Origin of the sequence: Helicobacter sp. 11S02596-1 (assembly GCF_002272825.1) — a bacterium.
Classification (GTDB): Bacteria; Campylobacterota; Campylobacteria; order Campylobacterales; family Helicobacteraceae; genus Helicobacter_J.
In genome coordinates this window covers 19,027-32,609 of sequence record NZ_MLAM01000002.1, presented here as the reverse complement: position 1 = coordinate 32,609, position 13,583 = coordinate 19,027, and the positions used below count along the sequence as shown (strand labels likewise).

Genomic DNA, 13,583 nt, shown 5'->3' with positions numbered 1-13,583 from the left:
GGGGTTATAGTCAAGCTAACGCAAGGCTATCAACTTGGGGCGGGCGGGCAAATTTTCTAAGGTATTTAAATCTTATCCCCCAACAAACCAAAGCCCGCTACGCCCTGTCATCTCACTCACTAAGGGAGTGGGCAAGTTTTCAGAGGCTTTCGACATATCGTTGCAAGATTTCACACGCTGCTAATGAATCGAGTTTGCCATCTTTTTGGGCTTGTTTTCTGGATTTTCTCCCCATATGGAGCAAATGCTCGAACGCCTCTGCGCTAGAAAAATCTTCATTGACATAGATGATTTCGCCTCCAAATGCAAGCAAGCCAATAAAATGCGTGATCCGCGCATAAGTGTCGCTACAGGTATTTTTATCAGGGATACCTACGATAAGTTTTTCGGCATTTTTGGAATGCAAAAAACTAGTAACCTCTTGGCTGGCTTGATTGCGATTTTTGCGTAATATCGGCTCAAATGGCAAGATGATACCAGAAATATAGCCAGCCAGCCCGATCCTTTTGAGCCCGACATCACAGCCTATTATCACGCCATTTGCATTGCTCACCATTGCCCTCAAACCACCTTCAAACGACCATTTTCACGGGTAATCTTACCATCAAGCTCATATTCTAAAACCAAATCACCATACATCAGATAGGCTTCTTCAAATGTGGGCAATTTTTCACAAAATTTCAAAAACACATCATCGGTTTTTTCTCGCACGCCAAAAACCATCTCGATAAACGCATCGATGTCATAGATCGGGCTTGCCAGCTTATTTTGGAGCAAAAAATTTGTCCCCGTGCTTTCATCGAGGCGTTGGGGCAAAACAAAAATAGGCTTTTGGTATTTTCTGGCAAATTTGGCACTCTGCATCGAGCCACTATGGAGATTTGCCTCAGGGATCACCACCCAATCGCTCAAGGCGATCACGAGCCGATTGCGCTGGATAAAGGAGTAATCTCTGGGGGCGTATTCCTTTTCATACTCACTCAAAATCAGCCCTTTTTGGGCAATTTGTGAGATGATCGGGGCATTTGATGGTGGGTAGATTTTATCAAGGCTTGCCGGAGATACCATAATCGTATAGGGGAGTGCGGCATTTTGGGCGATGATATCCACGCCCAAAGCCCCGCCACTGATGACAACGCCGTGATTTTGTGCGATCTTTTGGGCGAGGAGGGAAGTGAAATTTTTCGTATAGTGGCTCGGGCGTCTTGTGCCTACGATAGCGATTTTATATTTTGCTTCCAAAAGCTGTGTGTTGCCGGCAAAATACAGCGATTTTGGGGCATCGGGAATGGTGCTTAGCGATGGGGGGAGTTGCCCTAGAGGAGAAAAAACAAAATTACTTTGCATAGGATTTTTTCACCTCATCAAAAATCGTATCAATAGTAACCAATTCGACGCCATCAAAAAGCGATTTCTTTGCGATAGCAAGGGCGTGGAATGTTTCTTTGTGCGGGTGGCAAATCGCAATGGCATAGCCTTTTTTCTTTGCTAGGGCAATGGCAATTTTAATTTGATGGAGGATTTTTTTTGTATTGGCGTGATTATCCAAAAAAACCTCCCTCGAAAGCAAGGGTTTTTGCATTTGAGCGTAGATTTCAGGGGCTTTGGTGTCTGCAGTCGTCCGAGAATCTACAAACGTAATGCCGTATTTTTCCAAGATGTCGATGAAATTTTTCATATCCGGATAGCTCGCGCTAAACTTGCTCCCGGTGTGGTTGTTGATAAAAGCGAGCTTGGGAAAATCGTGCTTGATTTGGGCGATATAGTCCTCAATCTCCTCTGGTGTCTGCCCTGTTTTTATCCATCTATGCGGGCTTTGATAAAAATGCAAGGCTTCTAGTGGCAAATGCACCATATAAAATGCTTCATTGGCTGCCATTTTGGGCGTGAGCTTGTTGTCATCATTGTAGGGGAAAAATGATGGCGTGATCTTTAACCCTAGCTGGTGGAGGGATTTGAGTTGCCAAGGGTAAGCCATATCGTCCATAATAATCGCTAGCTTTGGTTTTTGAGCGTTTTTGGGTGCGGGTTTTTTCGGCAGATTTTTTGGCGGTGTGGGGGTGTTTGCGCTCTCAGGGTGGGGTGTTGGGGCAGAAAGCTTTGAGGTATTAGGATAGCTAGCGGGGTGTTGTGTCTTCTTGGGGGATTTTTGTTGTGATGGTGTTTTTTCTAAGGTATCGAGGATAGAGGGCGGGAGGGAAGCATTTTCCCAATCTTGAAAATCCCCCTCTTCTGGGTGGGACGAGAGATTTTGCAGGGATATTTCTTTGGCATTGATGATAATAACATCGTTTTGACTAGCTTGGGAATGCGTATCTAGCGAACTTTTTGGTGCATTTTTTTGCTCACTTCCTAGCCAGCCTTTCATTGAATTTTCTAGCGAATCCCCTAGCGAACCGCCCAGCCAACCCGATGCAAAAGCCCCAAACATCAAGCAAAAAAACAATAATAATGAAACAAAAACGAGGTTTTTTTTCATTATTTTCCCAGAATAATCTCGACCTCTAATGTATCGATATTTTGGTTGGAGTCGGCTTTGATGTCGATTTTTGAAGCGTGGGTGTATTTTTGCACCACTTCTAAAATCTCTCGTTTCATATCTTCCATATAGGGCAGTTTCACGCTCCTTTCGTGGGCTAGAACTATCTTGAGTCTATCTCGGGCAATCTTAGCACTCCCATCATTGCCAAACCATTTTGTGAGCAAACTCATTGAAACAACCTTTTGAATGCCCCCAAAAAGCCACTTTGGGATTTGAATTCAGGAAAATCGACTGCTTCACCGAGCAAGCGCTTGACGATTCTTTTGTAGGCCTCCCCACTAGGGCTATTGCCATAAATTACAGGCTCGCCTGCATTGGTGGCTGAAACGACTTTGCTATCTTCAGGGATAAGACCGATGAGAGGCAAGGCAAGGATGTTGAGGACATCTTCGTTGGAGAGCATTTCGCCCTTTTGCACCAATTCGGGCTTGAGGCGGTTGATGATGATATGTTTTTGGACTTCTGAGCCATTTTTTGCCCGATCAGATTTGGCATCAATAATCCCAATCACCCGATCCCCATCTCGCACCGAACTCACCTCTGGGGTAACGACTACCAATGCACGATCTGCCCAAAAAATCGCGTGTTCAAACCCGCCTTCAATCCCAGCAGGGGAATCTAGCAAGACATAATCAAAATCTTTTTTCAAGCTTTCAATGAGATTTTTTACTTTTTGTTTGTCTAAGATATTTTTGTCTTTGCTTTGAGAGGCGGGCAGAAAATAAAGGTTTTTTGTTTTTTTGTCATTGATGAGGGCTTGCGAAAGGTTGCATTTGCCCTCCATCACATCAACAACATCATAAACGATACGATTTTCTAGCCCCAATATCATATCGAGATTACGCAGACCAATGTCAAAATCGACTGCCGCAACTTTTTTGCCACTTTGGGCTAAGCCCACAGCGATGTTCGCTGTCGCCGTGCTTTTGCCCACCCCGCCTTTGCCTGAAGTTATCGTGATTACCTCCGCCATTATTTGCCTTAGTTTTTGCTTTTATCTACAAGCTTATCCGCACCGATCCAGGGCATCATCGCACGCAAACGCTCGCCCACTTTTTCGAGGGGGTGTTCGCTCAAGTTTTTTCTCTCTGCATTCATCCGTGCATAGCCCGCTTTTCTTTCCAAGATAAAATCTTTGGCAAATTTGCCATCTTGGATGTCTTTGAGAATCCCTTTCATCGCCTTTTTTGCTTCATTGCCAATTACTTTGGGACCGCTTATCATATCGCCGTATTCAGCGGTGTTTGAGATGGAATAACGCATATCGGCTAAGCCCCCTTGATAGATCAGATCGACAATGAGCTTGAGTTCGTGCAAGCATTCAAAATACGCCATTTCTTCGGGATAACCCGCTTCTGTGAGGGTCTCAAACCCCGCTTTCACCAGCGCACTCACGCCCCCGCACAAAACAGCTTGTTCGCCAAAAAGATCGGTTTCGGTCTCATCTTTGAATGTGGTTTCGATAATCCCGCTCCTGCCCCCGCCAATCGCACTTGCATAGCTCAAAGCGATTTCTTTGGTATCGCCCCGTGAAGTATCTTGCTCCACAGCAATCAAATCAGGAATCCCGCCACCTTTTAGAAATTCGCTCCTTACGGTATGACCGGGAGCTTTGGGGGCGACCATCATCACACCCACGCCTTTTGGGGCTTTTATCTGACCAAAATGGATATTAAACCCGTGTCCAAAAGCGATGATTTTGTCTTCTTTGAGATTGGGGGCGATGTCTCTTTCAAATACATCTGCTTGGAGTTCATCAGGGATAAGTATCATAATCACATCGGCGTATTTGGTCGCTTCGCCCACTTCTAAGACCTTGAATTTTTTCGCTTCTGCTTTTGCCCAACTTTTCCCGCCTTTATAAAGCCCAATAACGACTTCGACCCCGCTGTCTCTGAGGTTTTCTGCGTGAGCGTGCCCTTGAGAGCCAAAACCAATAATCGCAACTTTTTTCTTTTGGATCAATGCCAAATTGCAGTCTTTATCATAATAAACTTTTAAAGCCATCTTACATCCTTTGATTTTTTGAAATAAATTCTACGATTATATGTTAAGGAAACTTAGTAGTTACTTTTAAGACAAGAATTTTGTTTCCATTTTGCAATCAAATGGCTGGTTTATGTGTGCTATAATCGTGCGTGCTTGGCAGAAGATTTGCTCCCCTGCGGAGTGGTCTTCAGATTCGCTAAGCGAATCGAATTCAAATAATAAAACAAAATCGGCGGTCGCACTTCAACGATTGGGTGGGCGGGTCAAAATTTTCCGATTTTTCACAGCACACAAGCAACGACAAAGGCAAGCAGTTTCAGGACTAAAAACCTTAGAAATCTATTTCCAATACCCAAGCAACGCTTGGGTATGAAATGGTAACTTTAGGAGCGAAGCAAGATTTTACATCTTGCGGAGTGGTCTTCAGATTCAGTTTGCAAAAACTGAATCGAGTAAAAATAAATATAAAGGCATTTTATGCAAAACAATCAACAAAATAATCAACAATTCCAAGCTGAGCTGGATTTTATCCACGATGTGATGGTAAAAATGCTTGAAGAATTTAACCCTGAAGTAATGGAGTTTTTTTTGCGCCTCCATCAAGAGCTAATGTTTGAAAAAAAATCCCAAGAAAAAATCAAATCCATCCTAGAAGCGATCAATATTTCTGAGAAAACCTTTGAGGTTATCAAGGCATTTTCTCTTTATAATATCCTTATTAATATCGTTGAAGAACGGCGAAATCTTGCGAGCCAAACGCCTGTGTTTGGGATAAAAAAAGCTTATGATGAACTCATCACAGAGGGGTTTAGCAAACAAGACATCAACAAAATCCTAGCAACAATGCAGTTTTACCCTGTTTTTACCGCCCACCCTACAGAATCAAGAAGACGCACATTCCTTGAAGCCCACCACGAAATCAGCGATGATCTCAATAAAATCTTTGCATTCAAAGATGAAGAAGCAAAACAACATCTCAAATACCGCCTCCATCTCTTGTGGCAAAGCCATCTTGTCAGGAGCGAAAAGCTAGAAGTCCTTTTTGAGCTTGATAATCTTTTATACATCGTGGAAAGTTCGATTTTGCGGAGTTCTCAAAAGGTGCTAGGCTTTATCCAAAATCTCCTCCAAAAGCCTTTGGAAACCTCCCCAATCCAGTTAGGGAGCTGGATAGGCGGGGATAGAGATGGCAATCCTTTTGTAACCAACGAGCTAATGACCCAAGTAATGCGCACCCAGCACGAACTCATCATCAAAATCTATCTGGAAAAAATCAAAAGACTCCAGCGAGAGCTCTCCATCTCCACAGATTTTCTCCCTATCAAAGAAGACTTAGAGCGCTCATTAGAAAGTGAAAAAAACGAACTCGGACAAACCAGTTATAAGCTTTATGGTAGAGAACCCTTTCGAGCCAAGCTCCATTTGATGGAAAAAAAGCTCAAAAATCGTTTGATCGCCATCCATTCGCCCAATCCGATTGATTTTATCTATGAAACGCCCAAAGAACTCCTGAGTGATATTGATTTGCTTATCAACAATCTCGATGCGCTCAGTGCGAAATACCTCAAAGAATTTCGCAATCTCGTTCTTTTAGGCGGGTTTCATCTCTTGCGACTTGATTTTAGAGAACATCGGGATATGCTACTTGATGCCATCAGCGAGGTTTTTTGTTTGCTGGGGATTTCTGATAGTGATTTTGGAAAATTTCGTGAAGAAAAAAAGCTTGAGATTCTTGGCATTGCCCTAGAAAGACCCAAAATCGAGCTAGAAGCCATCATCGATAGGGTTAGCAAGGACACCCAAAACATCTTGGAAGCGTTTTTGCGGATTGGCTGGGCAAAAAAACATATCTCTGAAGAAATCATCCAATCCTTTATCATCTCGATGACTACAGAAGCTAGTGATATGCTCTGTGCGCTTTGGTTTGCCAAACAAAGTAATCTTTGGCAACCTAGCCCCCATCACGCTAGCGATAATCCCGCCATAGCCCAAAAAATCCCTGCGAAGATACGTATCACGCCATTGTTTGAGACCATTGATGATTTAGAGCGTGCCAAAGATATTATCATCACATTGAGCCAAAATAAGCATTATGCCCACTACCTGCGTGATCTCAAGATGACTCAAGAGATTATGATCGGCTATTCAGATTCTAGCAAGGACGGCGGGATTTTTACCAGCAATGTCAGCTTGTATCAAGCGATTTTTGAGCTGATGAAATTAGGCGAGGAGCTTGGCATTGATTTTGTTCTCTTTCACGGCAGGGGCGGGAGTGTGAGCCGTGGGGGTGGTGCGCTAGAATCGGCACTGCTTGCCTCGCCACCAAAAAGCGTGTGCGGGATACTCAAGACCACCGAGCAAGGCGAGGTTATCAGCTCCAAATACCTCAATCCCCAAAACGCAGAGTCCAATCTCTCCAGCACGATGGGGGCGTTGCTGAAAAAATCTACTTACGATAGTTTTTGTTCTGGGGCATTGCCAAATATCAAGACCAGCAAAAACATCTGCCATATCGATACGCTCCAATGGCAAACGATCCGACAAATCTCCCAAGCTTCTTATCGTGCATATCGGGAATTGGTGTATCAAACCGATGGCTTTATGGAGTATTTCAAGCTAGCCACGCCGATTCATTTTATCCAACAACTCAACCTTGGCTCACGCCCTTCCAAACGCAAAGACACCGCCAGAGTAGAGGATTTGCGGGCTATCCCGTGGGTGTTTGCTTGGACACAAAATCGTAGCATTATCCCGGCGTGGTATGGGCTAGGGAGTGGTTTGGAAATCATTGGGAACACAGAGGAACTCCAAGCCTGCTATAAAGAATCAGAATTTTTCAAAACCACGCTTGATAATATCTCTCAAGCCCTCCTCAAAGTCGATATTACCATTGCCCAGCGCTATAATCAATTTGTTAGCGATCCTGCCATTGCTTGCCGTATTTGGGAGATGATAAAAACCGAATACGACAAAACGATGCGACTGATTTTGTTTGTGCGTCAAGAAAAAGAATTGCTAGAAAATGATTCGAAGTTGCGGGATTCTATCTTGCTAAGAAAGCCCTATATCACCGCACTCAATCTCTTGCAAATCGAACTCATCAAAAAATATAATCTTTCCGCTTATGACGACCAAAAAAATAGGCTGATGGAGCAAATCCACAGCACGATTGTCGGTATCGCTCAAGGGATGAGAAACACGGGGTGAAGTATTTTGATGTTTTGCTTGGTTGCAAATTGAGCAAGTATGATGAAAACCTTAAAAATTTTACCCACCTACCCCAAGTTGATAGCCTTGCGTTAGCTTGACTATAACCCTATCCTTTAGGAAATGGAGCGGGGGATTTACTCCCTGTGGAATGGTCTTCAGGTTTGCAACGCAAACCGAGTAAAACCTATAAAACTGGGTTGATGACCAGCGAAGCTGGGAATAACCCAATAACTTTAGGAACGAAACTGACCCACTCGCCCATAAGCTTTGCCCGTTGAAGTGGTCTTCAGATTCATTTTTTTGTTGAAAAAACTGAATCGAGTAGAAAATAGATAAAAACCTTTAAAACTTATCTCCAATACACAAAGCAACGCTTTGGGTATGAGATGATTACTTTAGGAGCGAAGCAAGATTTCATATCTTGCGGAGTGGTCTTCAGATTCATTTTTTTGTTGAAAAAACTGAATCGAGTAAAAAATAGATGAGCCGGTCTTCAGGTTTGTTTTTTCAAAACAAACCGAATAAAAATAAATAAAATATACGTTTTTTATCATTTTTGGGCTATAGTTTTGTTATGAGAGTTGATAAATTCATCAATACCACCAATATTGTCAAAAAGCGCTCCATCGCCCAAGATATGTGCGATAGTGGCGTGGTTTGTGTGAATGGGAGCGTGGCAAAATCGAGCCGGGATGTCAAGGTTGGCGATGTGATTGAGCTAAAATATTTTGATGGGTCTAAGCGATACAAGGTGCTAGAAATCCCCGTTCTTAAAAGCGTGCCAAAATCCCAGAGCCAAAAATACGCTATTGAAATTTGATGGCTAGATTTTAAACCCATTTTGAGCCTTTAGCGTGAAAAGCCCCCAAAAAGCTCCAAAAATCACCGCCCAAAATTCGCACCCAAAGTAAAACAAACTTTTAGAGAGTTTTTTATAAAATATAATTGAATTTTAATTACACAAGGATTCTTTGATGGATTATAAAGATACGCTTATCCTCCCCCAGACGGATTTTCCTATGCGGGGAAACCTCCCGCTAAACGAGCCTGCTAGATTTGCAAAATGGCAAAAAACCAACGCCTATGAGAGGATGAAGCAAGCACGCCAAAACGAGCAAGCAAATGCCAAAACATTCAATCTCCACGATGGTCCTCCCTATGCCAATGGGCATTTGCATATCGGACACGCCCTCAATAAAATCCTCAAAGACATTATCGTGAAATACTATTATTTTCAAGACTATAGCGTTCGCTATACACCCGGCTGGGATTGCCACGGCTTGCCCATCGAACAACAAGTAGAAAAAAAACTCGGCAAAGACAAAAAAGACGCCCTGCCGAAGCAAAAAATCCGCGAGCTTTGCCGGGAACACGCCCGTGAATTTATTGAGATCCAAAAAAATGAATTTTTGCAACTAGGTGTTTTGGGGGATTTTGAAAATCCTTACAAAACGATGGATTTTGCCTTTGAAAGCGATATTTATAAGGTTTTGTGCAAAGTCGCTCAAGCGGGGCTTTTGGCAGAGCGTAGCAAGCCGATTTATTGGAGCTGGGCTTGTGAGACGGCTTTGGCAGATGCGGAAGTCGAATACAAAAACAAAGAATCCGATTCGGTTTATGTGGCATTTGATCTCAAGAGCGAAACTTGCGCCAAGCTAGGGATTGCTAACGCTTCAATTGTCATCTGGACAACGACACCTTGGACCTTGCCGGCAAATTCAGGCATTGCGCTCAAGCCAAATGAAATCTATGTCTTGACAAAAAATGGCTACATCATCGCCAAAGAATGCCATCAAAAGCTTTTTGAAAGTCATATTGTCGATAAGGATATTATCAAGGAATTTAACGCCAACGATCTCGAAAAACTCTATGCCAAAAATCCCCTCAATGGCAGGGACTCTCTGATTATTCTTGGCGATCACGTGAGCTTAGATGATGGGACTGGAGCGGTGCATAATGCCCCCGCACACGGCGAAGATGACTATTATGCGGGGTTGAAATATGATCTGCCTATCATAATGCCTGTCGATGATAAGGGCTGTTTTGATACTACCATCATCAAAGAAAAGCTTTTGCCTGAGGAATTTGTGGGAATGCACGTGTTTGCCGCCCAAGAAAAAATCATCAAACTTCTAGACAAGGCGCTATTAAAACACAGCAAAATCACGCATTCTTACCCGCATTGTTGGCGATCGCACGAGCCGGTGATTTATCGGGCAACGACGCAGTGGTTTATCCTGATGGATAAGCCCTTTAGAGATGGGAAGACCTTGCGCCAAATCGCACTCGAAGCCATAGAAGCGACTATCTTTTATCCCCAAACGGGCAAAAATCGTATCGGCACAATGGTTGCTAATCGCCCGGATTGGTGTATTTCTAGACAGCGGGATTGGGGCGTGCCGATTGCGTTTTTTAGGGATAAGACTACAGGGGAAAGTGTGCTTGATGATGAGGTTTTGGAGCATTTAGCAGGTATTTTTGAAAAAGAAGGCTGTGATGCTTGGTGGGAGAAAAATATTGAGGAGTTGCTTCCTGCTTCTTGGGCGCACAAAGCCAAAGATCTCCAAAAAGGCAAGCATATCTTAGATGTGTGGTTTGATAGCGGTAGCACGTGGCGTGCGGTGCTAAAAACAGATGAAAATCCCTCTAAATACGATGGCGGGGCGTATCCTGCGGATATTTATCTGGAGGGGAGCGACCAGCATAGGGGTTGGTTCCAAAGCTCGTTGCTTCTTAGCTGTATCGTTAATGGCAAAGCCCCTTTCAAGTCTATCGTTACGCACGGCTTTACCGTCGATGAAAATGGCGAAAAGATGAGTAAATCCAAAGGCAATGTTATCAGCCTTGATTTTATCCTCAAAGAATATGGTAGCGATATTTTGAGGCTGTGGGTGGCGATGAATGATTATCAAAGCGATTTGTCTGTATCGATGAATTTTTTCAAACAAATCAGCGAACAATACCGCAAGATACGCAATACGATCCGATTCTTGCTGGCAAATACCAACGACTTGGAAGACTTGGTTGGCTATGGGGATTTAGGGCAAATCGATCGTTGGATTCTCAAAACCGCCGATAAGGTTTTCACAGAAGTAAATAGGCTTTTTGGCGAGTATGATTTTGTCAAGGGCTTGGGCGTTTTGATGGGATTTTTGACCAACGAGCTTAGCGGGATTTATCTGGATTTGTGCAAAGATAGCTTGTATTGTGATGTAAAAAACACCCCTAGTCGCCTCGCCCATCAAAGTGCGATGGCAGTGATTGCCAAAAATTTACTCCATCTTTTAGCACCGATTTTGACTTATAGTATTGATGAAGCCCTGGAGTATGCCCCCAAGCTTATCAGAGGCGAGGCGAATGATGTTTTTGGTTTGGAAAAAATCGATTTCCAAAATTGCTTTGATCTGAGCTTGTGTGTTGATTTTGATGAGCTTATAGAGATTCGGGCAGGATTTGGTGAGGCCATTGATGGGTTGAAAAAAGAAAAAATCATCAAATCTTCTTTGGAGCTTGGCATTGGTGTTAAAGGCGAGGGTTTTGATGGGCTGGCAGAATGGTTGATCGTGAGCGAGGTGGTGGATATTGCAACCCTGCCACAAGAAAAAATCATCGCAAGTTTTGCGACCAAAACGCTGGGCAACCAGAGGGAATTTGTAATTTTTAAAACAACTAAATCCCGATGCCCACGCTGTTGGCGGTATGTTTGCGGGGAAGAAAATCAGCTTTGTGTGCGCTGTGATGAGGTTCTTAAAAGATAGGGGATCGCCAAATGGGATTTGAGATAGCAGATAGCAAGATTTTTGATTTGAGCGAGCCTTTTGGCTATGCAGAAGTTTTTATTACCATAGCGGTGGTTTGTTTGGTGGCATTTGCAGGGTTTTATATTTTGAAAATAAAATCAAAAAAATAGTGTTTTTTGTATCCAGTAGTATTAAAAATCTATTATTATTAATAATTTATCGCTACGATTACCCATAAAAAATGCGAAGCACAGGCGATAGTGCCTCTTGTCGCAGTGGATTGGGTGCATAAAGGGTGTTTCTAAAAAAATTAATCGTTTATTCTTTGGTGGTTTTGCTCGCTGTTTTGGTTTTGTTTATGGGGGCAAGCAGTGTGGGCTGGGGCGATGTGGTTGCAAATATCTATGGGCATATCGCCTATGGCACGCCCCTAAGCAGTGATGGGGTCATCATCTATGAAATCCGTCTCCCAAGGATTATTTTAGCCCTGATTGTAGGGGGGGTGTTGGCTGGTTCGGGCGCGGTAATGCAAGGGATTTTCAAAAACCCTTTGATCGACCCTTATTTGCTAGGCATTTCTTCAGGCGCTGCATTTGGGAGTGCGCTTTCTATCGGCTTGTTTGAGAGTCTTCCTGTGGGGATTTTGGCATTTATCGGGGCGATGGGGGCGTCTTTTTTGGTGATTGTTATTGGGCGATTTGCTGGAAATTCTAGCGTTTCTTTGGTGCTTGCTGGCGTGGTGCTTTCGGCGTTTTTGAGTGCATTAAGCGGGAGTATCAAGTTTTTTGTCGATCCGCAAAAAGCCCAAGCCATTGTGATTTGGCTTTTGGGTAGTCTTTCGCTCTCAAGCTGGGGAAATGTAGGCATCGCTTTGGCAGGCTTTTTGATCGGGTTTATCCCGTTGTTTTTGTTGCGCTGGAAGATCAATATCTTGGGTTTGGGCGATAGCGAGTGCCTATCTTTGGGGATTTCACCATCAAAAATGCGATTTGTCTGTATCGTGTGTATCAGTTTTGCGTGTGCGTTGAGCGTGAGTGTGAGCGGGACGATTGGCTGGGTGGGGCTGGTTGTCCCGCATTTTGCACGGGTGATATTTGGCTCAAATATGCGTGATTTGCTTGGGGGATCTGTGGCTTTGGGGGCTTTGATATTGCTTGGGGCAGATACCATCGCAAGAACCGCCACTGCTTATGATCTCCCAGTGGGGATTATCACAGCGCTTTTGGGTGCGCCGTTTTTTGTCTTTTTGCTTAGCCAATTTGCCAATAGATGGAATCATCAATGAATGTTTTAGAAATTAAGAATTTGAGCTTTGATTATGGCAAAAATAAGATCTTGAAAAACATTTCTTTGGTTTCAAAAAAAGGCACGATCACGGCGGTTCTGGCGCCTAATGGCACGGGGAAAACAACGCTATTCCATAATATTTTGGGCTTACACAAGCCCACTTTTGGCAATGTCTTTGTAAAGCAAAAAAATATTTTGGAGCTTCCTATCCCCCTGCGGGCGGGCTATGTTTCTTATGTGCCTCAAGAATGGGTGAGCCCGTTTAATTACAGCGTGCTTGATGTGATGATGATGGGTTTGACACGCAAAATGGGCTTGTTTGGCTCGCCCCAAGCAAGCGATGAAAAGATAGCCACCGCATTGATGGAAGAAATTGGCGTGCTCCATCTCAAACATCGTGGCATTAATGAGCTTAGCGGGGGGCAACGCCAAATGGTGCTATTGGGGCGGGCTTTGCTCCAAGATTGCCCCTTGCTTTTGCTTGATGAACCCACCTCGCACCTCGATATTAGAAATCAAGCCTTGTTATTTCGCCAGCTAAAATCCCAAGTGAAAAAAAAATCCCTTTCTGTTCTCATCAATATCCACGACCCCAATCTCGTGAGTGCGTATGCTGATGAGGTGTATATGCTAAAAGAGGGCGAAAATTTTTGCAATGGGGGCGTGGGCGAGGTGATGAATGAGAAAAATTTGAGTGCGCTTTATGGCATCGATGTTGAGGTGGGATTCATCAACAAACAGCCTATTATCCGTGCTTTTTGAGTTGGAATTTTTTTTGCTTGTATGATTAGAAATTCTCAAAATTTTCCAAAAGG

General features: G+C 43.6%; 12 protein-coding genes. 6 read left to right on the top strand and 6 right to left on the bottom strand.

All coding sequences use genetic code 11. From position 1 onward, the window contains the following. Positions 1-139 precede the first annotated feature (139 nt). From ruvX to ilvC, 6 genes are read right to left on the bottom strand one after another with little or no spacing between them, the layout of a single operon-like run. The gene (ruvX, locus tag BJI48_RS01550) at positions 140-535 is read right to left on the bottom strand and encodes a Holliday junction resolvase RuvX (protein ID WP_095331521.1); all 396 of its coding nucleotides are present in this window, start codon (positions 533-535) and stop codon (positions 140-142) included. A gap of 26 nt (positions 536-561) precedes the next feature. Beyond that, the gene (dprA, locus tag BJI48_RS01545) at positions 562-1,347 is read right to left on the bottom strand and encodes a DNA-processing protein DprA (protein ID WP_095331154.1); all 786 of its coding nucleotides are present in this window, start codon (positions 1,345-1,347) and stop codon (positions 562-564) included. Beyond that, positions 1,337-2,479 carry a divergent polysaccharide deacetylase family protein gene (locus BJI48_RS01540; protein ID WP_095331152.1) on the bottom strand — a complete coding sequence of 381 codons (1,143 nt, stop codon included), beginning with the start codon at positions 2,477-2,479 and terminating at the stop codon, positions 1,337-1,339. The genes dprA and BJI48_RS01540 overlap by 11 nt, the downstream gene beginning before the upstream one ends. Then, on the bottom strand, positions 2,479-2,712 hold the full coding sequence (minE, locus tag BJI48_RS01535; protein ID WP_095331150.1) for a cell division topological specificity factor MinE: 234 nt from the start codon (positions 2,710-2,712) through the stop codon (positions 2,479-2,481). The genes BJI48_RS01540 and minE overlap by 1 nt, the downstream gene beginning before the upstream one ends. After that, on the bottom strand, positions 2,709-3,515 hold the full coding sequence (minD, locus tag BJI48_RS01530; protein ID WP_095331148.1) for a septum site-determining protein MinD: 807 nt from the start codon (positions 3,513-3,515) through the stop codon (positions 2,709-2,711). The genes minE and minD overlap by 4 nt, the downstream gene beginning before the upstream one ends. An 8-nt stretch (positions 3,516-3,523) precedes the next feature. After that, positions 3,524-4,549, bottom strand: coding sequence for a ketol-acid reductoisomerase (ilvC, locus tag BJI48_RS01525; protein WP_095331146.1), 1,026 nt, complete (start codon positions 4,547-4,549; stop codon positions 3,524-3,526). A gap of 459 nt (positions 4,550-5,008) precedes the next feature. Between ilvC and BJI48_RS01515 the strand changes: the two genes are divergently transcribed. The 6 genes from BJI48_RS01515 to BJI48_RS01495 all read left to right on the top strand — a co-directional run bounded on the left by BJI48_RS01515 (position 5,009) and on the right by BJI48_RS01495 (position 13,530). Beyond that, positions 5,009-7,738 (top strand): phosphoenolpyruvate carboxylase, encoded by a 2,730-nt coding sequence (locus BJI48_RS01515; RefSeq protein ID WP_095331142.1) that lies wholly within the window; start codon positions 5,009-5,011, stop codon positions 7,736-7,738. A gap of 577 nt (positions 7,739-8,315) precedes the next feature. Then, the gene (locus BJI48_RS01510; protein ID WP_095331140.1) at positions 8,316-8,561 is read left to right on the top strand and encodes an RNA-binding S4 domain-containing protein; all 246 of its coding nucleotides are present in this window, start codon (positions 8,316-8,318) and stop codon (positions 8,559-8,561) included. 154 nt (positions 8,562-8,715) lie between these two features. Continuing rightward, complete coding sequence (gene ileS, locus BJI48_RS01505) at positions 8,716-11,499, top strand: isoleucine--tRNA ligase (protein ID WP_095331138.1); 2,784 nt, start codon at positions 8,716-8,718, stop codon at positions 11,497-11,499. Between the two features lie 11 nt (positions 11,500-11,510). Continuing rightward, entirely contained in the window at positions 11,511-11,651 is a 141-nt protein-coding gene (locus BJI48_RS09390; protein ID WP_180763012.1) for a hypothetical protein, read from the top strand. A gap of 125 nt (positions 11,652-11,776) precedes the next feature. Beyond that, the gene (locus BJI48_RS01500; RefSeq protein ID WP_257874345.1) at positions 11,777-12,766 is read left to right on the top strand and encodes an iron ABC transporter permease; all 990 of its coding nucleotides are present in this window, start codon (positions 11,777-11,779) and stop codon (positions 12,764-12,766) included. After that, positions 12,763-13,530, top strand: a complete 768-nt coding sequence (locus tag BJI48_RS01495) for an ABC transporter ATP-binding protein (RefSeq protein WP_180763011.1) — start codon at positions 12,763-12,765, stop codon at positions 13,528-13,530. Before BJI48_RS01500 ends, BJI48_RS01495 begins: the two co-directional genes overlap by 4 nt. Positions 13,531-13,583 lie beyond the last annotated feature (53 nt).

What these genes read in the sequence shown, in the direction of transcription:
- dprA (WP_095331154.1), bottom strand. Translation starts at nt 1,347, where the DNA reads ATGCAAAGTAATTTTGTTTTTTCTCCTCTAGGGCAACTCCCCCCATCG.
- BJI48_RS01495 (WP_180763011.1), top strand. Translation starts at nt 12,763, where the DNA reads ATGAATGTTTTAGAAATTAAGAATTTGAGCTTTGATTATGGCAAAAAT.
- BJI48_RS01510 (WP_095331140.1), top strand. Translation starts at nt 8,316, where the DNA reads ATGAGAGTTGATAAATTCATCAATACCACCAATATTGTCAAAAAGCGC.
- BJI48_RS01515 (WP_095331142.1), top strand. Translation starts at nt 5,009, where the DNA reads ATGCAAAACAATCAACAAAATAATCAACAATTCCAAGCTGAGCTGGAT.
- minD (WP_095331148.1), bottom strand. Translation starts at nt 3,515, where the DNA reads ATGGCGGAGGTAATCACGATAACTTCAGGCAAAGGCGGGGTGGGCAAA.
- BJI48_RS09390 (WP_180763012.1), top strand. Translation starts at nt 11,511, where the DNA reads ATGGGATTTGAGATAGCAGATAGCAAGATTTTTGATTTGAGCGAGCCT.
- BJI48_RS01540 (WP_095331152.1), bottom strand. Translation starts at nt 2,479, where the DNA reads ATGAAAAAAAACCTCGTTTTTGTTTCATTATTATTGTTTTTTTGCTTG.
- ilvC (WP_095331146.1), bottom strand. Translation starts at nt 4,549, where the DNA reads ATGGCTTTAAAAGTTTATTATGATAAAGACTGCAATTTGGCATTGATC.
- ileS (WP_095331138.1), top strand. Translation starts at nt 8,716, where the DNA reads ATGGATTATAAAGATACGCTTATCCTCCCCCAGACGGATTTTCCTATG.
- minE (WP_095331150.1), bottom strand. Translation starts at nt 2,712, where the DNA reads ATGAGTTTGCTCACAAAATGGTTTGGCAATGATGGGAGTGCTAAGATT.